Consider the following 21,678-nt stretch of genomic DNA (forward strand, 5'->3'; position numbering starts at 1 on the left):
AGCTTTAAGAAATATGAACAAAGATATAACTATTTAGAATGATTAAAAATAATATATCAAACATTATTAAATAGTTAATAATAGTTTATAGCCTATAATAAATGTTTGTTTATATTGAGATTCTCAATTATAAACAAGGGTGAAATTTAAAATGTTAATTAAAGAATATAAGGATTCTGATAAAGCTGAAGTTATAAACTTGTTAAAAATGAACACGCCTCTTTACTTCTCCCCTGAAGAGGAAAAGGATTTAGTATATTATTTAAATAATGAGATTGAAAAGTACTATGTTATCGAGGTAAACAAGGAAATAATAGGCTGTGGAGGAATAAATTTTGAAAATGATAAGACGACTGGAATAATAAGCTGGGACATTTTGCATCCAGAATTTCAAAAGAAAGGTTATGGAACTTTATTGTTAAAATATAGAATAGGTATTTTAAGTTCGATGAAAACGATAAAGACAATCACAGTTAGAACCACGCAGTTAACACATGAGTTTTACCAAAAAAACGGATTCATACTTAAAGAAGTTGAAAAGAATTACTGGGCTGTGGGATTCGACCTATACAAAATGGAATATAAAAAATAAAAATCACAAATGAATATAGTTGCAAAACAGGCAACCTGGAAAGAATTATTTAGCGGCCAAAACGGATTAAAGGCTATTGCCTTGGCAGCAGGGGTCATATTACATGCAACAGATGTTTTTCTAGCCACTACCATTATGCCATCTGTTATTGATGATATCGGCGGACTTGCATTCTATTCATGGGCAACTACTGCTTATGTTGTAGCAGCCATTATAGGTTCAGTATTATCTTCTCGTAACTTATTAAAAAATGGACCCAGAACAAGCTATCGGGGAGCCATATTTCTTTTTACAAGTGGTGCATTATTATGTGCCATAGCCCCTTATATGTATGTATTTTTAATAGGAAGATTTATACAAGGCATAGGAGGCGGACTGTTGTTTGCCCTATCCTATGCAATGGTTAATGAGGTTTTTGAAAAACGTTTCTGGCCGAGAGCAATGGCTTTAATTTCAGCGATGTGGGGTGTAGCAACATTCATAGGTCCATTTATTGGGGGTGTTTTTGCGGAATACAGCCATTGGCGTATGGCATTTGTTACGTTAGCGGTAATTGCAATGAGTTTATTATTTCTGACAGAGAGGATATTGCCAAAGAAACTGGCGGTTATAGATGAGAAAGCATCTCTCCCCTGGATGCAACTTATGTTAATTACCCTAGCTGCATTAACTGTATCAGGCGGAGCCGCCAGCCAGCATATAATTTTGAATGTGGGTAGTATTTTAATCGCAGGCATACTACTTTTCTGGACAGTAAAGTTAGATAAGAAAGCTAACAATCGATTATTACCACGTGGAAGTTATGATCTTACCAAAACTCTGGGAGCAACATATCTTGTCATTGCACTAATAAATAGCAGTACGGCAGTCGAAATTTATATTCCTTACTTTTTCAAAGTGATTCATCAATATTCTCCACTTTTAGCTGGCTATCTCACAGTTCTTATTGCTGTGGGTTGGACCACTGCTTCTATCCTTTTTTCAGGTATTTCATTGAATAAGGTACGGGTCAGTATTCTTATGGGACTCAGCTGTCTTTTTATCGGAATATGTGGATTATCACTAATTATGCCCTCTCAAGATCTTTCTCATACAGTATTCTTTATCCTGATCTCTATTTGCCTGCTTATGATTGGAATGGGGATTGGAATAGGTTGGCCACATTTATTAACTCGTGTTTTAACTTTTGCACCAAAGGATGAAGGTGAAAAAGCTTCAGCCTCAATCACTACAGTACAACTTTTATCTACTGCTATTGCAACTGCATTTGCAGGTTTAGTGGTAAATCTTACGGGTTTAATAGAACCAGGAGGCTTAGCTGGAACTCAAAATGCTGCCACCTGGTTATTTGGTATTTTTGCTTTAGCACCTTTCACAACTTTCTTTCTACTTTTATTTACTTGGAAAAGAAAAAAAAGGATCAGTAAAAGATGAGAAATAATTCTAACCTAAGAAATATCTTTCTAACTCTAAAGGTACAATGTATTCGCCATCTTTATAGACGCGCATATTTCCACCGGATATTTCATCAATCAACATGATCTCTCCGGTTGATTTATTTTTACCAAACTCCAGCTTAATATCATAAAGATCCAATCCTTTTTTGGCCAATTCAGATTTGATTAAATCACATATTTTTCTGGTTAAGGCTTTCACTTCCTGATAAGCATCGTTAGTTAGTATTCCTAACATTGCTAATGTATCTTCAGATATCACAGGATCCCCTCGTTCATCGTCTTTAATAGTAACTTCAACAAGGGCATTTAACCTTTGTGCTTCATCACAATAAGCAGCATATCTTCTATAAAAACTTCCAACCGCTCTATATCTGCAGATTACCTCTAAACCCTTCCCTAATACATCAGCATGCTTCACAATCATACTCACTTCGTTTAGATCCGCAGATACATAATGGGTAGCAATATTGTTAGCTTCTAATAATTCGAAGAAATGTTTAGTCATTTTCAATCCGGATTTGCCTGCACCTACAATTGTTAAGCCTACTGTATTTGCGCCAGGATCAAATATACCGTCAGTACCGGTAACGTCATCTTTGAACTTTAATAACACTTCATTTTCACCCAAACTGTAAACGTCTTTAGTTTTACCTCTATAAATCAGCTTCATAAGAATAGTATAAATTTGTAAGCGTCAAAATTAATATAATTCCTGAAGTATATTAATTTTGACGGAAATTAGCTTATCTTAAAATAAGGAAACAAAGGGTTTATACTGTTGTTCATAAACTGATACCAAATCATATACAAATGAAAATAACGCTGGCACAACTTAACTACACAATTGGAGATTTTGCTTATAATACGAAGAAGATCATAGATTATATTATCAGAGCAAAAAATGAAGGCGCGGATCTTGTTGTTTTTGCTGAGTTGGCTGTGTGTGGTTACCCTGCTCATGATTTCTTAGAGTTTGATGAATTTATTGACCTTTGTGAAAAATCAGCAGAGGAAATTGCTAAACACACCTTCGGAATTGCATGTATTATTGGGATACCTATAAAAAACGAGCAATCTGCAGGCAAAGATCTATATAATGCAGCTTACTTTATTGAGGAAGGAAATGTAAGAAATATTATTAAAAAGGCGCTTCTACCTAACTATGATATATTTGATGAATACCGCTACTTTGAGCCCGCAATAAGCTTTAATTGCATTGAGTTTAAAGGTAAAAAAATTGCACTAACAATTTGTGAGGACTTATGGAATATCAACAGCAATCCCTTGTATATATCGAACCCAATGGATGAGCTGATCAAACAGAAACCTGATTTGATGATCAATATTGCAGCCTCCCCATTCTCTTATCTACATGATGATGAACGGGTAGAAACTTTATCAAAAAGTGCTAAACACTATCAGCTGCCACTTTTATATGTAAATCAGGTTGGGGCACAAACAGAAATTATCTTTGATGGTGGCTCTTTGGCTTTTGACAAGGATGGAAATTTACTGGATGAAATGATGTATTTCAAAGAAGATTTTAAGATATATGAATTTACTGATAACAAACTACAGGGTTTAAATCCTATAAACCATCAAATAGTACCTGATATTGCGCAAATTCATGATGCACTAGTTTTAGGCATAAAAGATTATTTTGATAAATCAGGATTCAAGAAAGCTGTACTTGGCTTATCAGGAGGAATAGACTCTGCAGTTGTGTGTGCGTTAGCTTGTCGTGCACTAGGTCCGGAAAATGTAATGGCTGTATTAATGCCCTCAAAATATTCTACAGACCATTCTATTGATGATGCGATGGACTTGGTTAATAATATAGGTTGCAGGCATGAAATCATACCTATAAAAGAAGCAACAGATGCATTTGATAATATGCTCGCTCCGGCTTTTCAAGGTTTGCCTTTTAATATAGCGGAAGAAAATATACAAGCCAGGGTTAGAGGAATACTTGTTATGGCAATGTCTAACAAATTCGGATATATTGTACTTAATACTTCAAATAAAAGTGAATGTGCAGTGGGTTATGGTACACTATACGGTGATATGTGTGGTGCAATAGCTGTGATTGGTGATGTTTATAAAACTCAGATCTACCAATTAGCTCAATTTATAAATAAAGATGGTATCGTAATCCCTGTAAATTCAATCGCGAAACCTCCTTCAGCAGAACTTCGGCCAGATCAAAAAGATTCAGATTCACTTCCTGATTATGATCAATTAGACAAAATTCTCTTACAGTATGTTGAATTAAAGAAAAGTTCTGATGCAATCGTTGAACAAGGCTTTCAAGAAGAGCTTGTTAAGAGAGTAATAAAGATGGTCAACTCAGCAGAGTTTAAAAGACATCAAACAGCGCCAATCTTACGAGTTTCTCCTAAGGCATTCGGGATGGGTAGAAGGATGCCTATTGTAGCCAAATATCTTTCTTAGAGAGTAAAAAAGGCTGCCTAATTAAGGCAACCTTTTTGAACAAACCTAACTAACCAATTAAAAACTATAATTCTTCATCGTGTTGACTCTTATCTAAGCCAACCAACTCTGCATTATCAGAAACCCTTAATGTACTGATCGAATCTGTTATTTTAAGTAGCAACAATGAACCAAAAAATGCAAAGAGTGAAACTGCAACCAAGGCTATCACATGAGCACTGAATAATCCGGTTTCACCAAAAAACAAACCATTAGTCGTAACCGCACCGTTTACAGAACTAGTTGCAAATACACCTGTTAAAAGCATACCTACCATACCTCCTACCCCATGACATGGAAAAACATCAAGCGTATCATCTATTCCTTTACGGGTTCTCCAAAGAGAAACAAGATTGCTAATAACTGCTGCAACAATACCAATCACCAACGAATGTGGAATTGTAACATATCCTGCAGCAGGGGTGATGGCAACTAAACCTACAACAGCTCCAATACAAGCGCCCATAGCTGAAGGTTTTTTACCTCTCAGGATATCAAAGAATATCCATGCCATAGCTGCAGCGGCTGATGCTGTAGTGGTGGTAGCAAATGCGGATGCAGCAAGCCCGTTAGCTCCTCCTGCAGATCCTGCGTTAAATCCAAACCATCCAAACCAAAGTAAGCCAGTTCCTAAAATAACATAACTTATTCTGGCAGGAGAATGTGTAGTCTCTGTTCTTTTTTTAAGGTATAATGCAGAAGCTAACGCGGCCCAGCCTGCAGACATATGTACTACCGTTCCTCCTGCAAAATCTAAAACACCTATTCCGGCTAATAAACCTGATGGATGCCACGTCGCATGTGCTAATGGCGAATAAATAAAAATCATGAACAGTGTAATAAAAATCAAGTAAGAATTAAAACGAACTCTTTCTGCAAATGCTCCTGTAATTAAAGCAGGTGTGATAACTGCAAATTTTAACTGAAACATAGCAAACAGTGCGATAGGCACAGTTGGCATTGCAGGCCAGACATTATTGCCGAGCATACCCTTCATCATGAAGAATGTTGAAGGGTTTCCTACAATTCCGCCAATATCATCTCCAAAGGCTAAACTAAATCCAAAAACCACCCATAAAATAGTTATCAAACCCATACAGACAAAACTCTGTAGCATGGTTGAAATTACATTTTTCTTGCGGACCATACCTCCGTAAAAGAAGGCTAACCCTGGTGTCATCAACAATACAAGCGCAGCCGACATTAACAACCAGGCCGTATCGCCTGTATCAATAGTGCCTTCCGTCATTGTTGTTACTTCTGTTGCTGGAGATACTAATGCTATAATAAGTGCGATAAGTAGGGCTCCGAATGGTACATATTTTTTCATTTTTCGCTAATTAATTAAGTATATATTGAACCTTGTGAATTTGAAATGCTTATTTTATGAATAGTAGTTCTCTGAATTTCGGCAATGGCCAGATAGCATCATCAATTAATAATTCCAACTTATCTACATGATATCTGATCGGATCGAAATATGCTTTAACTTTCTCATCGTATGCAATTGCTTTCTCCCGGCTATCTTTAATCACATTAGCCTTTTTTCTCTCTTCGATCATCTCATAAACATTCTTTTTAATGAAATTGATATGCTTAGATAACTCTTCAATAATGAGTATTTGGGCCTCATATGAATCTTTATCAAAACCGATATCTTTTAAGCCTTTTACATTATTAATGATATCGGATTGGTACTTTATAGCTGATGGAATAATCATATTTGTTACCAATTCACAAATAATACGAGCCTCAATCTGCAGCTTTTTATAATACGTTTCTAAAAGAATCTCATGTCTTGCATGCGCTTCCCTTTTAGTAAATACACCAGTCGCCTCAAATATCTTTTCGGTCTTTTCTGACACCAAAGAATCTAAAGCTCTAGGAGTAGTTTTGATATTTTGCAAGCCACGTTTTTCTGCTTCAGCAGCCCACTCTTCGCTATAACCATTGCCCTCAAAGCGGATATTCTTAGATTCCTTAATGTACTTTTTGATAATTGTTAAAAGGGCTATCTCCTTTTGATCGCCTTTCTTAATCAATTCATCTACATCTGCCTTAAATTTGATCAATTGCTCTGCAACAATCATATTCAAAATTGTCATGGGATTAGATGAGTTTGCAGAAGAACCCACTGCTCTTAATTCAAACTTATTTCCTGTAAAAGCAAAGGGCGAAGTACGATTACGGTCAGTATTATCTAAAAGGATTTGTGGAATCTTTGGAATACTATGCAAGATCTCCGCTTCTTTTATTTTATTGGATATCTTAGATGTTTCAATCTCATCCAAAATATCATTTAATTGCTCTCCAAGAAAAATAGATATAATGGCGGGTGGAGCTTCGTTTGCACCTAAGCGATGATCATTACTTACAGATGCAATGGATGCTCTCAGTAAATCCGCATGCTCATAAATGGCTTTAATAGTGTTCACTAAAAAAGCGAGAAACATTAAGTTATTCTTGGGTGTTTTTCCTGGTGATAACAAATTCTTACCTGTATCTGTAATCAAGGACCAGTTGTTATGCTTACCTGAACCATTGACACCTGCATATGGTTTTTCGTGTAATAAAACCTTAAAATGATGTCTTCTGGCTACCTTATCCATCACATCCATTAATAGCTGGTTATGATCGATAGCTAAGTTGATTTCTTCGTAAACTGGGGCACATTCGAATTGTGAAGGTGCAACCTCATTATGACGAGTTTTTAGAGGTATGCCCAACTTTAGAGCTTCCGTTTCGAAATCCTGCATGAACGCATAGACCCTTTCAGGAATAGATCCGAAATAATGATCTTCTAATTGTTGGCCTTTTGCAGATTCATGTCCGAATAAGGTTCTTCCTGTTAAATATAAATCCGGCCTTGCATTAAATAAAGCAATATCTACAAGAAAGTACTCCTGTTCTATTCCTAAAGAAGCGCTCACTTTCTTAATATCCTTATCGAAATAATGACAAACGTCTGTAGCAGCCTTATCCATAATAGATAAAGCTTTTAATAAAGGAGCTTTATAATCTAATGCTTCTCCTGTATATGAAACAAATACAGTTGGAATACACAATGTTTTTCCGAAAATAAAAGCTGGGGAAGATGGATCCCATGCAGTGTATCCACGAGCCTCGAAAGTGCTCCTGATTCCACCATTAGGAAAACTTGAAGCATCTGGTTCTTGTTGCACTAACGCATTTCCTGAGAATTTCTCAATAGCATTGCCATCCGAATCAGGCTCAAAAAAAGAGTCATGTTTTTCTGCAGTAGATCCAGTAAGGGGTTGAAACCAGTGAGTGTAATGCGTAACTCCTTTGCTCATACTCCAAGCCTTCATAGCTGCTGATATTTTATCTGCAACATCTCTACTAATAGAAGGGCCACTTTCTATAGAATTCAATACCGTGTCATGATCCTCTTCTGACAGAAAAGCTAACATTTTAGTTTTATTAAAAACATTCGATGCATAAAAGTCTGAAATTTTATCAGATGGCTGTTTAATCTCAGGAACTGTCCTTGTTAAGACAGTTTGCAAAGCTTGAACTCTGTTTTTTGTCATTTTACATGTAATTATTAGTAAATATTCTATTATAGTTTGTTTTTCTTGATAAAAATACACTAAAATATTTTATTTCATAATAATTCTTTAATTAAAATGCATTTTTATCTAAAAATATACAAAATATAGTCTTAAAAACATCATATATAATCTAAATCACACATTATTAAACTAAAAAATATTATAAATATGAGCATTCAACAGAATAAAACTCAAAATATTTATAAAAACAAGAAAATTATTAAGCACATCCAACCAAAAGCATGTTAAATTGAATTTTAACGATAATATTTACTCAATAAATATCAAAATAAGGCAAAAAGGAAGGAAAGTATAAAAAACAGGAAACTGCATTATCAAAAATTGATAATGGTTAATAAGCAGATAAGCCAAGAAAAGGTTAGTAATGAATCGTCAGATTTTCTCGACCAACTTCAATAAGGCAGGAATCAATAAGGCAGCAATCAAATTAAAATACTCTACCTATTTATAAAACTTCACCCCGTGTCTACACATGATCCAAAGAGGGATGGAGAGGGCTATCCAAGAGATAACGTGCCATAAGCCTAATCCCATTATAGCCGATAATAGTCCGATTGTTGTAAGAACTGCCAAGAGAATAGGCATATTCCAAATTTTATTAGAATAGTTTTTAGTTGGCATTTTCTTCTTCAACTGTTGATAGAGTGAGTGATTCAAAATTATCCAAAACTCGCTTCAACTGAGCAGCTTTGGCTTTACGTCGGGCAATCCAAAGATATAGTCCGGAAATCAATACAATAATAGTAGCTAGATCAAATATTACCCATATAATCTTCATTGGAAGACCACCATAATCTCCGAAGTGAAAAGGTTGAGAAATAAAGATAGTATTCAAGTACCATGGCAGATCTCTCATATCAGTAAACTCTCCGGTCTCAGCATCTATCAGTGCTGGTTTTATAATTCTTGAAGTCAAGGGAGTAGTCCCTATCATATAGACTGCATAATGATGACTACTTGAATACAAAGTACCAGGATAAGCCACAAAAGAGACCTCCATTTCCGGCGCAGCTTCCCTAGCTTTTTCAAGAGCAGCATCAAGAGAACTTAATTTACCTTCCAATTTAGGTTTATCTTTATATTCAGATACCATTTCGGCTAACTGTCCAGATCGCCACATCTCCAATGCAGGATCTGCCAATGTATTAATAACACCCGTAATCCCTACAACAAATACCCAAGCTAATGTTACAATTCCTAGCAAATTGTGCAAATCCAACCATTTCAAACGCTTTGATTTTTCCGTTCTTATCATTCCAAAATCAAAACGCTTCATAATTGGTCCATACAGAACCACGCCGGAAATAATTGCTACAATAAAAAGAGTCCCCATTAACCCTAAAAAGAGCTTACCTGGAATACCTGCAAGCATTTCTACATGTAGATAATACATTAGCAACATAAAAGTCATTTCATTTGGTGGAGCTTCAAGAACTGTAGCAGTTCGTTCATCCATCGTTAAATAATGATCCGCTTCAATAGGAGCTTCAGATGAATCAGCTAATGTAACAAACATCTGATTTGGATGGTGTTCCGGATCCCAAAAGATATACTTTGCTTCTTTTCCAGGAATATGCTCCATAGCTTTTTGAAGTACAGCATCTTTTGAAAATTCTGGAGATTCGGCAGGGAGCTCAGAAAGTTCTATTTCGTCTTCTAAGAGATGATCGATTTCTTCTGTAAATATCAAAGGTAGTCCAGTAATACACAACATCAAAAGAAATACAGTACATATCAAGCTTGTCCATTTATGAATATCAAACCATCTTTTTATTGTTTTAGCTTTCATAGGTACTTGAATGAATGATAATATGTTTCTTATTGGTTTTGTGAACTAGCTAGCCTAACGCCACAAATGTATTATTTATAACTATTCTAAACAAGAATTATTTAAAATTATTCTAAACAAGAAGCTAAATCAAAAATCAAAAACCTTTTTCAGCAGTTATCTATTCCCTATTCTTCAATTAACTGATTAACAAAGTCTTTAAATTCTGCATTGGAGAAATCACCCATTCCTTCATGTTTAAAAACTACTTGTCCATATTTATTAAGAACTAACGTAGTTGGTATCGCTCCCCCCATATATGATGAAGGTATGGGGCTCGCTGGTGTATAAACAGGCAAATCAAATTTTCTCTTATCCATAAATTTTTGAGATTTGATTGGGTCATTATCGACATCAACCATCATAAACATAACATTCTCATTATCTCTAAAACTTGAATAAAGTTTATTAATAGTTGGCATTTCAGCGATACAAGGAGGACACCATGTTGCCCAAAAATTGATAAAGACTACCTTTCCTTTTTGGTCGGAAAGTTCAATAACCTCATCATTCATATTTTTAAATAGTATTTCCCGGTTATGAGTAGCTGTATTGATTTCTGCAGCCACCTCTACTGTTGGCCCATCAGGTATGCTTGGTTGAAATAACCCAATTTTCATTAGGTTTTGCATGACAACTCCTTTAAAACTGGGACTAAATAGCATAGCTAATACAAAAACTACAAGAATTCCGGTAAAAAAATTTGATAGGGATATTTTATTTCTTAAACTCATTACTGTGTGCATTATATAATTAAATATCATTACAAGAGAGAAACACTCTTAGGTTTAATTCATTATTCTTAAATAGTAAAATGGAGAAATAACGAGAAGGTATTATATAAGGATAGATCTATTTTTTAAAAACAACGCTATATTATCAAGAAAAAACGGATCTCGATACTCAATGAAAAAACCTTGCCGTGTATTTAATATTGAGGCAAATAGATATATATTTAATAATGTTAAAATAAAAGGAAGTGGCAAACTGTTATTATTATCCAGCTTGGATATATCTAATAAAGTAGCCTGAGTTATTCTCCCTTCAAGAGGACAGGTACTAACAAAAGCACTCGCATTACCTGACTGTTGCAAAGTTCTCTCAATTGAAAAAGAAGCACTTGTTAACAAACTCCTGACCGGACACGTATTTACCATCATAAAAAAAAGACAAAGCAAGAGCACTGCTGCTTTAATCTGATTGTATAAAGATGGAAGATGCTTGTTCATTGTCCAATATAATATATCATACAAATCTAATTAATAAATAACATTTAAGTCATAATGCCATCAATTTGATACATTCGGACAAGAATCATTCAAATGTTATAATTCATTATATTTGAGTTAGGGAACTTAACAAAGCGTCAATCCAAGATATGAACAGAACTTTCTCAACAATTGAACAATATATTGAAAGCTTTGAAAATGAAAAGCAGAGCATCCTATGGGAAATCCTTCATATCATTCGGCATGTGGCACCACTTGATACGATAGAGACCATTAGTTATATGATGCCAACATTTCGTTATAATGGCAATCTAATTCACTTTGCTTTATTCAAAAACCATTTAGGTGTGTATCCTGGTCCCGATGCTATCATACACTTCGAGTCTGAATTACAAATTTACAAAACAAGCAAAGGTGCTATTCAGTTCCCGTTAGATAAGACTCTTCCTAAAAGGCTGATAGAAGATATCGTACTTTATAATGCTAATAAGGAAAAAGATAAAAAAAGCGGAAAAATAACTTGAGTATGAACACTTGCTTATTTTAGAAAAATACAACCAAAATAAACCTTAATATTTTGCTAAGCTTAACCAATATCAATAAAAAATACGGTAGCCATGAAGTTTTAAATTTCGACGAATGGAAAATTGGACAAGGGGTTCACTGGTTGAAAGGAGGTAATGGAACTGGAAAGTCCACCTTATTCCGCATTATATCTGGCCAATCACCCTTTAGAGGTGAAGTAGAATTAAATGAAATCAACTTAAAAAAACAACCCATACTATTCCGTTCAAAAATCAGCTTTGCTGAGGCTGAGCCACAATATCCTTTATTCATAAAAGGAAAAGAGCTCATTGAATTTTACCAAGAAACGCGTAAATCTGAAAAAAAAGAAGTAGAATATCTTACTGATTACTTCGAAATGACAGCTTTCTTGGATAATAAAATAGGTGGTTATTCGAGTGGAATGCTGAAAAAGCTATCATTAATCTGTGCTTTTTTAGGTAAAGCTGATCTTTACATTTTAGATGAACCTTTAATCACAATCGATGCTACATCATCAGAAAAGCTTTACTATTTAATTAAAACAAAAGCTTCTAAAGGAAATAGCTTTTTAATATCCTCGCATCAGGAAATAAACCAGGTAAAATTACCTTTGAATACTGTATTTCAAATCATTGATAAACAAATTGTTGCTACACATGCTGAAGTTACTAATCAATAGTTTATCAAAGGAATTCTACAAGCAGCATGCAGGATTATTTCTTATAGGGTTTTATATTCTGTTTGGCATGGTTGATTCATCTCAACCAATTGTATATCAGCAATCCTTATTATTAATAAGCCTCTCTTCCCCTCTTGGAATGGTACTTGTGTTTATCTCTTGGTTTTTATATGGAGGGAAGGCTCATTTCTTTATCTCTCAAAGGTTGAAATTGCACCAATACAATTTCATAAAAGAAACAGGTTCTCTAAAAAGAAATACTCAATTAAAGCTCTGGTTAAAACTCTATTCGGTCATTCTTTTACCAATTTTCATCTATGTTATTCTACTTATTATAATCGGATTAAAATTCAAGTATTATAATAGTGTAATCAGTATTATCGTTGTTTTCCTCACTTTATTTCTTGGATTAGCTTGGCTTAGATTTCATTCTATCACTTTTGGCTTTCTCAAACAAGAGAGCAGATGGTTGAATATTAGCCTTAAAATTAAAAAACCATTTTTTAGCTGGCCAATATTTTATCTTTTCACTGAGCAGCTATTAATGCTATTTGTGTGCAAAATCATCTCTGCTATTCTATTTAAAGGCGTTTTATGGATGTTTGCGGATGTAGGGAACGATATCAAAGTATTACTTACCGCGCTATTGGCATCTGTAATATGTCACTCGATTCTAGTAGTCAACTTATTGAAATTTGAAACTGAGCAATTAAGCTTCTGTAGAAGTTTACCCATTAAAACCAGTAATAAAATATGGAATTGGCTTTTGATTTTCACGATCATTTTAATTCCAGAATGGGTATTTTTTACAATAGCTGCCAACTATAACCTATACATAATCGCTAGTGGTTATTCATTCGGACTTTCAGCCTTACTTTTCTTTATAACTATACTATTTATGATGAAATTAAATACATCAAGTTATTTAAAGTTCTTACTATTTTTCTTTTTCATAGTTTTGTATATAATATTAGGCAACTACTATATTCAACTCACCGTTTTAATGATCAGTTACTCATTACTCTTTTACATTTTCTGGTTTAACAAAATTGATTTAAGAGAGGTAAAATAACACTAAGACCCAGATTCTATCCCCATAAAATTTTGTCGGTATAACATCCAAGAAAAAGGACTTATCAGAAGCCTACAAAAGAGATTGATTAACAAGAATAAGAACAAATACATTAAACAAAAGAAACCCCACTAATGTGAGGTTTCTTCTTAAATTAAATCAATTTCCTACTATTTAGTATCAACGCTCAATTCAGTTTTAACTGATTTCTTCGGGTACATAATTGATACAATATAAATCGTTATAACTGCTAAAGGAAAAGAAATTAAAGCTGGGTTTTCTAATTTATGAATTGCATTTGCAGGATCTAAACCATAACGATCCCACATTGTAGGAGAAGTAAGAATGATTGCTAATGATGAAACGATACCCACAACAATAGAAGATGCAATCCCTTTTGCAGAAGTTTTTTCCCAGAAAAGAAGGAATAGTATTGCTGGAAGATTTGCTGAGGCAGCAATAGCAAATGCCCACCCTACCAAAAACGACACGTTCATTCCTTTGAAAGCCATCCCTAAAGCAATTGCAAACACACCTACAACTAAAGCTGAAATCTTTCCAACTTTCACCTTTCTATCATCCTTAAGATCCATTTTCAAGTATACATCCATAAAATCATGAGCTATTGCACCAGAAGAAGCAACAATTAAGCCGGCAACCGTACCTAAAATAGTTGCGAAAGCAACTGCTGAAATCAAAGAAAACAGAACTACTCCAAAGGCATGTGCAAGAAGCGGTGCTGCCATATTGCTTGATTCTACATCCATTACTCCATTTACCGCTGCTCCCAAACCCATATACAAAGTGAGAACGTAGAAAGCACCTATTCCGGCTACAGCAAGAATAGTGGACTTTCTGGCATCTCGAGACGATTTAACTGTATAATACCGAATTAAAATATGTGGCAATGCTGCTGTACCTAAAAATAATGCGAGCATTAAAGAGATAAAATCAAGCTTACTCCAGATACTGGATCCTTTTCCGATTTTATATTTCAAACCCGGGAGCATAAAGTCTTTCCCGGAAGTTATATTCTGATAGTAAAGAGAGACTTCTTCACCATTATCTGAAAATTCAGATTTAGCAAAACGAACCAATTCACTTTTTTCTATGATAGACAAATACTCTAAGGGACCAACAGGACCAGTTTTCTCTACTTCCTTTCCATCAACAATGATTTTACTCAAATGACCTACTTGAAAGAAATTAGCATTCTCTTTTGGCTCTCCATTATAAAGTTGAACTCCCCTTTTATCTTCTGTAATAGACAAAGCTTCTTTAAGCATATAGCTCTGATTGCTTTCTACCAAATTGAACCACCTGGCAATTCCATCCTTTTCCAGCTTAACGAAATCCTTTCCCTTCACTTCTACCTGAGAAATTACATCCCAATCGGCTACGCTAACTACTTCCCTATCATTCATTTCTGGAGATAACTCCATAAATTGATGATAGTCCTGATTTTTATGATCAGGATTAAGAGAGAACCCATTCTTTAAAATATAAACGGTAAGAATAGTGGATAATATAATCAGTAAGCCTCCTTTTAAAAACTGAACATAAGTAGTTGATGTCATGCCTGCACTAGCAACGATAACAATCACAATAACTCCAACTAATAATACACCAACCCAATGTGGTAATCCCAATAAAGGTGTTACCAGGTCACCTGCACCAACCATTTGCGGAATCAAATAAAAAATAGAAATAATCAATGTACTGAAAGACGCAGCCAAGCTAATAGCTCTAGAATTAAATTTCGAATTCAGGGCATCGGTAAAGGTAAATTTACCAAGCTTCTTAAATGGTTCAGCAATTAGAAAAAGTGCTACTACCCATCCGGCCAAAAATCCTATAGCATATAAAAACCCATCAAATCCAGAAACTGCTATCATGCCACAAATTCCTAAAAAGGAAGCAGCAGAAAGATAATCACCCGCGAATGCAATTCCATTTATAGTCCAATGAATTTTACCGCCAGCGGCATAATAAGAAGATGCAGAAGTTGTTTTTCTTGCAAAATAAAAGGAAAGACCCAATACTAAACCAACGAAGAAAACAAAGAAAACGAGTGCGGTATAAGAAACATCATATATCATAGCGGCCCCTCCTTTCTATCTCCTTCTTTACCATTCATATCATCCTCATAACGAGAGCATAAAAAATTATAAAGAATACCTAAAAGTACAGCAAACAAAATAAGTCCCACACCATAAAAAATAGCCAGATTTATACCTCCAATAACTTCATAGGCTAATAATTCATAATTTAGAACACCAATTGCAACGAAACCGGCATAAAAAAATAGATAAATAAAAAAGAACCTTATGCCTAGCTTAGCTTTTTTTTTCGATGCCAGATCTTCTTCAGGTTCAGGTGGTAATTTTTGAAACGTATGCATTTTAAATGAATTGGTTTAATTGATTACTTTAAGAAATTTCACTTTAGGTTTATAGAAGCGAAGTTAAAATTGAAATTAATGCTAATATTTCAATTATCCACTCGTTTACTAAAATAATAAAAAAAATGTTTTCAACCAGTTCACTCTTTAAAATAAAAAAGCCACTGATAAATCAGTGGCTTTAATTGTATACTTTATTAAGTTTTTAACGAGAGCAGTCTGCTGTCCACGTTCCATTTTCATTTGAAACTAAGACATTTAAGGAATGAGCGGTAACAGAAATCCCGGTCAACCCTTCACCTACACTTACATAGGTGTTATCATCTCCTTTTTCAAATTTAACACCTTTTATATTGGGGATTCCACTTCCAAAATCGAATGTGTAAGAATTGCCCACTTTGACCACGGTTACTCTTCCATCTGTGTCAGAAGTTAGATCTTCACCATCAGTGTAAGAGATCGAACCTTTATAAGTTCCCACAAAAAAGTCTGACTCTGCAGGACTCTTATCCTTGCTACAAGAAACCATAACCATCATTACGGCAACAATTAATGCACTCCACACTCCAACTTTCTTTTTCATAATCTTTTATTTTACAGTTTAACTAATTTTATTATAACCTCAAAAAAACAATGATTATGCCAAATCTTGAAAACAAGTTTAGTAGATTATGACGAAAGGAATTTAAAACTTATATCCTATACCAACTCCAACATTCCACTTACCATCATTAGTTTGAGTTTTACCATTATAAAAAAGCGGTATTTGAATAGCAAAGTGTTTATAAACAGTTGTTAAACCAAAACCCAATGTAGGCGTAATTAATGAATTTTTTGTTCCACTTTCTGTTTTATCTTCTTTAAACTTCAAACTTGGCAATAAACCCACTAACATTGTCCAAGGTTTATTGCTGAACTTAATAGCAGGTCCAACCAGGTTTAAATAGCCCCCATTATCTGCATAACCAGCTACAAAAATCCCCTCTACTAAAGTAGCTTTAGTTTCGCTTGTTTGTGCTTTTAAAAAGATAGTTGGCATAAGAGATAGGATACAACCAACAATGATCGCTTTTAATTTATTTAATTTCATAAGATTATTTTGTTAGTGATGAAAGAGGTTCATCCTTTGCTTTAAAAGTATAGTAAATAGCGACTCCCGTGAATAACAATCCTCCGACAATGTTGCCTAAGGTTACAATAATCTGATTGTAAAACCACCAGTCTCCGATTGTTACATGAGCACCGAACATCATACCGGCCGGAATAACAAACATATTTACTACGGCGTGTTCATAACCGAGTGCAAAGAACATAAAAATAGGAATACCGGCCGCAATGATCTTTCCCACCGTAGATTTAGATGTCATAGCCATTACAACTCCCATGCATACCATCCAATTACAAAGAATTGCTTTTATAAAAGCAGTAAACAAGCCGGCGAAACCATTGTGTCCATAGCCGATGGTTTTTTTCTCACTAACCGCTACAATCATTTTTTCAACAGCGCCTAATGCATCTACAGTGCCAGTCTCAGAAACAATGGCCCAATACAATAATGCAAAGAGAACACTACCGATTAAGTTACCGATAAAGACCCAACCCAGGCACTTTATCATAGTCATTAGACTTATTTTCCTTTCCAAATAAGCAAGAGGAACCAAAGCAAAGCTACCTGTAACAAGCTCCAAGCCAAGGATAACAATAATAACGAAGCCGACAGGGAAAATAATAGCTCCTGCTAAGCTAAAATTGGTTTGTGTTGTCGCAAAGAAAGCCAGACAAACTGAAATAGCCAGTAAGGCTCCTGATAAACTTCCTCTGATAAGTAAATCTTTCATCGATAACGATGATTTTGTTAAGGCTGCATTCATCATTGTAGATGCAACCTCTTTTGGGCTTACATAATCCATGTTAATTATTTATTTAAGGGTACTTGAATATAGACTAATCCGTTTTCTATTTTTACAGGAAAAGTTTCCAGTGAACATTCACCTCCGGAAAGACATTCACCTGTACGTATCGAAAAGGTCTTTTTATGAAAAGGGCAGGCAACTTTTAAATCTTCATCGGTTGAACCCAGCATTCCTCGGCTTAAGGCCATTTGCTTTCTATGAGGACATTCATTCTGTGTTGCATACCATTCATTTCTTCTTGTGAAATAAAATAAAGCAATCTGTTGATCTTTATATTTAACACAAACTCCGCCATTCTCTACAGCATCCTCTACTCTGCATGCTGCGAACCAAGTTGTTTCTACTACTGTTGTTTCCATTGAATTTATTTTTATTTATTTATTCTAAATAGCTACTGCAGACCAATTTGCAGCTTTCTTCTGACCACGCATTTCTTCAAATTTCACACTAGGATCTCTCTCTTCAGGAGCGTTCACAAAGTGATTAAACTTTTTACGCACTTCGGGATCTTCAACTGCAGCTTTCCATTCACATGCATAGGATAATACAAACTGATCCATCTCATACTCCCATTGTTTAGCCATATTCAAACTGTCATTTAAAATCACATTTCGCAGATACTCAATCCCACCATCCATCTTATTTAACCAAGTTGCAGTACGAGTTAAAGGATCAGCAGTTTTGATATAGAACATTAAAAAACGATCGATATAACGTATGCAAGTTTCGCTGTCAATGTCACTGGCTAACAATTGTGCATGCTGCGGTTTACTACCTCCATTGCCACATACATATAAGTTCCAACCTCTTTCTGTTGCTATAATCCCAAAATCCTTACTTTGCGCTTCAGCACATTCACGTATGCAACCACTAACTGCTGATTTATATTTATGAGGAGCTCGTAACCCTTTATATCTTTCTTCTATTTGAATTGCAAAACTTACACTATCATGCAAACCAAAACGACACCACGTGCTCCCTACACAACTTTTAACGGTACGTAATCCTTTCCCATACGCATGTCCGCTTTCAAAACCAGCGGCAATTAACTCTTCCCATATAAAAGGCAGATCGTTCACATGCGCCCCGAACATATCAATACGCTGCCCCCCGGTAATCTTTGTATACAAACCATATTTGTGAGCTACATTCCCGATTACAATTAACTTCTCCGGAGTAATTTCCCCTCCAGGAATTCTGGGAACAACTGAATAAGATCCTCCTTTTTGAATATTGGCAAGGTATCTGTCGTTGCTATCCTGAGACGTATCATTTCCTTTCTTCAAAATCATCTCATTCCAAATACTGGCAAGAAGCGAAGACACTAAAGGCTTACATATCTCACATCCATCCCCTTTCCCCAGATTATCAAGAACATCATTGTAGTTATCTAACTCATGGATTCTAATTAAATCGTATAGTTCCTGTCTGCTCAAATCGAAGTGTTCACATACCACATTTCTAATATATTTCCCATTTTGCTTCATGGTATGAACCATCAGGTCTTTCACCATTGGAATGCAACCACCGCAACCTGTACCAGCTTTTGTAAATTTCTTAATTGCATCAATTGATTCACACTTCTGATCAGTTACTGCCGAACAAATCGCTCCTTTGGTTACACCTTCACAACTACATATTAAAGCATCATCCGGTAAACCAATAATTCCGGCAGCTGATGATTTCTTTTCAGTAGCTTCAATAATTAAATCTTCAGGATTAGGTGGAAGTAAAATTTTATTAGTTACTGTTTGCAGAAGTAAATTATACGCTGATGCATCTCCAATTAAAACTCCTCCCATAAGGTGTTTACCATCATTACTGATATTCATGCGTTTATATATGCCCTTCAATTTATTTTCAAATACAATTGTTCTGGCATCCGGTTCTGCAATAAAGGGATCGCCAAAACTGGCAACATCGACACCAATAAGTTTAAGCTTGGTACTCATATCAAAACTTTTGAATGATTTAGGAGTACCAATCAATTTATTAATTGCTACTTCTGCCATTTCATAACCGGGAGCTACCAAACCATAAATACTATCATCAAATAAAGCACACTCGCCAATTGCAAAAACATCTGGATCCGAAGTTTGCATATATTTATTAACTACAACTCCTCCTCGAGCACCAATTTCCAATCCGCAATCCCTAGCGAGTTCATCTCTGGGTCTTATTCCGGCTGAAATTACAAGCATTTCTGTCCTAAGCTCACTACCATCTCTAAATTGCAGTGAATGAATACTATCTTCTCCTTCAATCTTGATAGTTTCCTTATTTAGAAGTACCTGTAAGCCTAAATCACTTAATTTATTTTGCAGAATACCGCTAGCTTGTTCATCTATCTGTCTTGGCATCAAGCGCGGAGCAAACTCAACTACATGGGTCTCCTCTAAATCAAGATCAATTAAAGCTTTTGCTGCTTCAAGTCCTAAAAGACCGCCGCCAATCACAGTCCCTTTTCTAGCATTTAAAGCATATGCTTTAATCTTTTCAAGATCATCAATTGTTCTATAAACAAATACACCTTCCTTATCAATTCCAACTATTGAGGGAACAAAAGGCGCAGAACCAGTTGCCATTATTAGATAGTCGTATGATAACTGCTTTCCCTTAGCAGAATAAACCATTTTTCGATCTCGGTCGATTTTGATAATAGGATCACCCAAATACAACTCAATTCCATTATCCGAATACCAATTCTCTTTACACAGCGATAAGTCTTCTGCTGATTGACCATTAAAGAATTCAGTCAAATGAACACGATCATAAGCTCTTCTAGATTCTTCCCCGAAGACTTGTATGTCAAAATTTTGAGATTTAGTAGCAAATTTCTCACAAAATTTATAGGAAACCATACCATTACCGATTATAATTATCTTTTTTCTTTCCATATCACTAATTTTTCAATAATTTTTACATGAAATACAAATAATATCACCTTTATGTATCAAATATATATTTTATTTTTATATATAATTACAAAAAACATATTAAAAAAATTAAAATACTTGCAATATTTTTATTTAATTTTGATAAAACAGTATAAATAATAAGAATATTATGAAAATAAATACACTAAATAACAAAAATACTAGATTATATATAGTAGGATGTGGCCCAGGGAGCATAGATTTACTAACGATGAAAGCTTTTAGTGTAATAGAGGAGGCAAAAACGATTCTATACGACAATTTAGTAAGCAAAGAGATACTAAACATTACAAATAAAGATTGCTTAAAGGTATATGTTGGAAAAAAACCATATGAAAAGTCAACAAAACAACAAGAAATTAATGCTTTGATTAAATTTTATGCTTATTCACGAGGAAATGTAGTAAGATTGAAGGGCGGAGACCCCTATATTTTCGGAAGAGGCTTCGAAGAATTAACTTTTGCAAAAGAAAACGGCATAGAAGCAAGCTATATCCCCGGAATTAGCAGCATGCAAACTAGCGGTTTAAATAATATTCCATTAACACATCGCGGGATTAGCGAAGGCTTCTGGATTATTACAGGCTCGCGTCAGGATGGGTCATTATCAGCAGATTTATACCTAGCAGCTCAAAGCAAATCAACAATCGTAATTTATATGGGGATGAGTAAATTGGCAGAAATATCTGAAATATATTCACAAGCTGGTAAGGGATTGGTTCAAGCATGCATCATTGAGAACGGGTCTCTACCAAAGCAACGCAAAATATTCTGCAAAGTAGAGGATCTTAAAACGGTTGCTACTAAAGAAGGACTGCACAATCCAGCAATTATTATCATTGGAGGTGTCGTAGGTTTAGCTATCGATGATAGAACATCAGAACTTATAAGTTATGCAGCAAATGGAACAGAAATTTAATTAGCTCTGTTCATAATAAGTCA

General features: G+C 34.9%; 19 protein-coding genes. 7 read left to right on the forward strand and 12 right to left on the reverse strand.

All coding sequences use genetic code 11. The features are described 5' to 3' along the window. Positions 1-151: 151 nt before the first annotated feature. A complete protein-coding gene (locus tag VL047_RS10410; protein WP_325360326.1) occupies positions 152-592 on the forward strand; it encodes a GNAT family N-acetyltransferase in 441 nt (146 codons plus the stop codon). 9 nt (positions 593-601) lie between these two features. Beyond that, a complete protein-coding gene (locus VL047_RS10415; protein WP_325360328.1) occupies positions 602-2,026 on the forward strand; it encodes an MFS transporter in 1,425 nt (474 codons plus the stop codon). 9 nt (positions 2,027-2,035) lie between these two features. On the opposite strand, the gene VL047_RS10420 is transcribed toward VL047_RS10415, so the two are convergent. Continuing rightward, the gene (locus tag VL047_RS10420) at positions 2,036-2,719 is read right to left on the reverse strand and encodes a phosphoribosylaminoimidazolesuccinocarboxamide synthase (protein ID WP_325360330.1); all 684 of its coding nucleotides are present in this window, start codon (positions 2,717-2,719) and stop codon (positions 2,036-2,038) included. A gap of 140 nt (positions 2,720-2,859) precedes the next feature. Between VL047_RS10420 and VL047_RS10425 the strand changes: the two genes are divergently transcribed. Beyond that, on the forward strand, positions 2,860-4,500 hold the full coding sequence (locus tag VL047_RS10425; protein WP_325360332.1) for an NAD+ synthase: 1,641 nt from the start codon (positions 2,860-2,862) through the stop codon (positions 4,498-4,500). Positions 4,501-4,564: 64 nt separating this feature from the next. Here the strand turns inward: VL047_RS10425 and VL047_RS10430 are convergent, their stop codons facing one another. From VL047_RS10430 to VL047_RS10445, 4 genes are all read right to left on the reverse strand, one after another. Continuing rightward, a complete protein-coding gene (locus VL047_RS10430; RefSeq protein WP_325360334.1) occupies positions 4,565-5,869 on the reverse strand; it encodes an ammonium transporter in 1,305 nt (434 codons plus the stop codon). A 49-nt stretch (positions 5,870-5,918) separates the two neighbouring features. Then, complete coding sequence (locus VL047_RS10435) at positions 5,919-8,090, reverse strand: glutamine synthetase III (RefSeq protein WP_325360336.1); 2,172 nt, start codon at positions 8,088-8,090, stop codon at positions 5,919-5,921. A 652-nt stretch (positions 8,091-8,742) separates the two neighbouring features. After that, positions 8,743-9,921: a PepSY domain-containing protein gene (locus VL047_RS10440; protein WP_325360338.1), complete on the reverse strand. Its 1,179-nt coding sequence runs from the start codon at positions 9,919-9,921 to the stop codon at positions 8,743-8,745. 167 nt (positions 9,922-10,088) lie between these two features. Further along, positions 10,089-10,694, reverse strand: coding sequence for a TlpA disulfide reductase family protein (locus tag VL047_RS10445; RefSeq protein ID WP_325360340.1), 606 nt, complete (start codon positions 10,692-10,694; stop codon positions 10,089-10,091). 644 nt (positions 10,695-11,338) lie between these two features. Between VL047_RS10445 and VL047_RS10450 the strand changes: the two genes are divergently transcribed. Genes VL047_RS10450 through VL047_RS10460 form a run of 3 tightly spaced genes read left to right on the forward strand, consistent with a single transcriptional unit; the run spans position 11,339 to position 13,486 of the window. Then, positions 11,339-11,713, forward strand: a complete 375-nt coding sequence (locus VL047_RS10450; RefSeq protein ID WP_325360342.1) for an iron chaperone — start codon at positions 11,339-11,341, stop codon at positions 11,711-11,713. A gap of 53 nt (positions 11,714-11,766) precedes the next feature. Beyond that, a complete protein-coding gene (locus VL047_RS10455; protein WP_325360344.1) occupies positions 11,767-12,414 on the forward strand; it encodes an ATP-binding cassette domain-containing protein in 648 nt (215 codons plus the stop codon). Continuing rightward, positions 12,392-13,486, forward strand: a complete 1,095-nt coding sequence (locus tag VL047_RS10460) for a hypothetical protein (protein ID WP_325360346.1) — start codon at positions 12,392-12,394, stop codon at positions 13,484-13,486. The genes VL047_RS10455 and VL047_RS10460 overlap by 23 nt, the downstream gene beginning before the upstream one ends. Before the next feature lie 170 nt (positions 13,487-13,656). On the opposite strand, the gene VL047_RS10465 is transcribed toward VL047_RS10460, so the two are convergent. The 7 genes from VL047_RS10465 to nirB form a co-directional block, all read right to left on the reverse strand. Continuing rightward, positions 13,657-15,585, reverse strand: coding sequence for a cation acetate symporter (locus tag VL047_RS10465; protein ID WP_325360347.1), 1,929 nt, complete (start codon positions 15,583-15,585; stop codon positions 13,657-13,659). Then, positions 15,582-15,887, reverse strand: a complete 306-nt coding sequence (locus VL047_RS10470) for a DUF485 domain-containing protein (RefSeq protein WP_325360348.1) — start codon at positions 15,885-15,887, stop codon at positions 15,582-15,584. The genes VL047_RS10465 and VL047_RS10470 overlap by 4 nt, the downstream gene beginning before the upstream one ends. A 205-nt stretch (positions 15,888-16,092) precedes the next feature. Next, positions 16,093-16,470 carry a hypothetical protein gene (locus VL047_RS10475; protein ID WP_325360350.1) on the reverse strand — a complete coding sequence of 126 codons (378 nt, stop codon included), beginning with the start codon at positions 16,468-16,470 and terminating at the stop codon, positions 16,093-16,095. A 102-nt stretch (positions 16,471-16,572) separates the two neighbouring features. Beyond that, positions 16,573-16,977, reverse strand: a complete 405-nt coding sequence (locus VL047_RS10480) for a hypothetical protein (RefSeq protein WP_325360351.1) — start codon at positions 16,975-16,977, stop codon at positions 16,573-16,575. Between the two features lie 4 nt (positions 16,978-16,981). After that, positions 16,982-17,797 carry a formate/nitrite transporter family protein gene (locus tag VL047_RS10485; protein ID WP_325360353.1) on the reverse strand — a complete coding sequence of 272 codons (816 nt, stop codon included), beginning with the start codon at positions 17,795-17,797 and terminating at the stop codon, positions 16,982-16,984. 5 nt (positions 17,798-17,802) lie between these two features. Then, entirely contained in the window at positions 17,803-18,159 is a 357-nt protein-coding gene (gene nirD, locus VL047_RS10490; RefSeq protein ID WP_325360355.1) for a nitrite reductase small subunit NirD, read from the reverse strand. Positions 18,160-18,183: 24 nt separating this feature from the next. Continuing rightward, entirely contained in the window at positions 18,184-20,697 is a 2,514-nt protein-coding gene (gene nirB, locus VL047_RS10495; RefSeq protein ID WP_325360357.1) for a nitrite reductase large subunit NirB, read from the reverse strand. A gap of 169 nt (positions 20,698-20,866) precedes the next feature. Between nirB and cobA the strand changes: the two genes are divergently transcribed. Then, positions 20,867-21,655 carry a uroporphyrinogen-III C-methyltransferase gene (gene cobA, locus VL047_RS10500; RefSeq protein WP_325360358.1) on the forward strand — a complete coding sequence of 263 codons (789 nt, stop codon included), beginning with the start codon at positions 20,867-20,869 and terminating at the stop codon, positions 21,653-21,655. Positions 21,656-21,678 lie beyond the last annotated feature (23 nt).

The organism is Albibacterium sp., from assembly GCF_035514885.1.
In the GTDB taxonomy this organism is placed as follows: domain Bacteria; phylum Bacteroidota; class Bacteroidia; order Sphingobacteriales; family Sphingobacteriaceae; genus Albibacterium.

Coding starts and splice junctions, on each gene's coding strand:
- VL047_RS10410 (WP_325360326.1), top strand. CDS start 152: ATGTTAATTAAAGAATATAAGGATTCTGATAAAGCTGAAGTTATAAAC.
- VL047_RS10415 (WP_325360328.1), top strand. CDS start 602: ATGAATATAGTTGCAAAACAGGCAACCTGGAAAGAATTATTTAGCGGC.
- VL047_RS10420 (WP_325360330.1), bottom strand. CDS start 2,719: ATGAAGCTGATTTATAGAGGTAAAACTAAAGACGTTTACAGTTTGGGT.
- VL047_RS10425 (WP_325360332.1), top strand. CDS start 2,860: ATGAAAATAACGCTGGCACAACTTAACTACACAATTGGAGATTTTGCT.
- VL047_RS10430 (WP_325360334.1), bottom strand. CDS start 5,869: ATGAAAAAATATGTACCATTCGGAGCCCTACTTATCGCACTTATTATA.
- VL047_RS10435 (WP_325360336.1), bottom strand. CDS start 8,090: ATGACAAAAAACAGAGTTCAAGCTTTGCAAACTGTCTTAACAAGGACA.
- VL047_RS10440 (WP_325360338.1), bottom strand. CDS start 9,921: ATGAAAGCTAAAACAATAAAAAGATGGTTTGATATTCATAAATGGACA.
- VL047_RS10445 (WP_325360340.1), bottom strand. CDS start 10,694: ATGAGTTTAAGAAATAAAATATCCCTATCAAATTTTTTTACCGGAATT.
- VL047_RS10450 (WP_325360342.1), top strand. CDS start 11,339: ATGAACAGAACTTTCTCAACAATTGAACAATATATTGAAAGCTTTGAA.
- VL047_RS10460 (WP_325360346.1), top strand. CDS start 12,392: ATGCTGAAGTTACTAATCAATAGTTTATCAAAGGAATTCTACAAGCAG.
- VL047_RS10465 (WP_325360347.1), bottom strand. CDS start 15,585: ATGATATATGATGTTTCTTATACCGCACTCGTTTTCTTTGTTTTCTTC.
- VL047_RS10470 (WP_325360348.1), bottom strand. CDS start 15,887: ATGCATACGTTTCAAAAATTACCACCTGAACCTGAAGAAGATCTGGCA.
- VL047_RS10475 (WP_325360350.1), bottom strand. CDS start 16,470: ATGAAAAAGAAAGTTGGAGTGTGGAGTGCATTAATTGTTGCCGTAATG.
- VL047_RS10480 (WP_325360351.1), bottom strand. CDS start 16,977: ATGAAATTAAATAAATTAAAAGCGATCATTGTTGGTTGTATCCTATCT.
- VL047_RS10485 (WP_325360353.1), bottom strand. CDS start 17,797: ATGGATTATGTAAGCCCAAAAGAGGTTGCATCTACAATGATGAATGCA.
- nirD (WP_325360355.1), bottom strand. CDS start 18,159: ATGGAAACAACAGTAGTAGAAACAACTTGGTTCGCAGCATGCAGAGTA.
- nirB (WP_325360357.1), bottom strand. CDS start 20,697: ATGGAAAGAAAAAAGATAATTATAATCGGTAATGGTATGGTTTCCTAT.
- cobA (WP_325360358.1), top strand. CDS start 20,867: ATGAAAATAAATACACTAAATAACAAAAATACTAGATTATATATAGTA.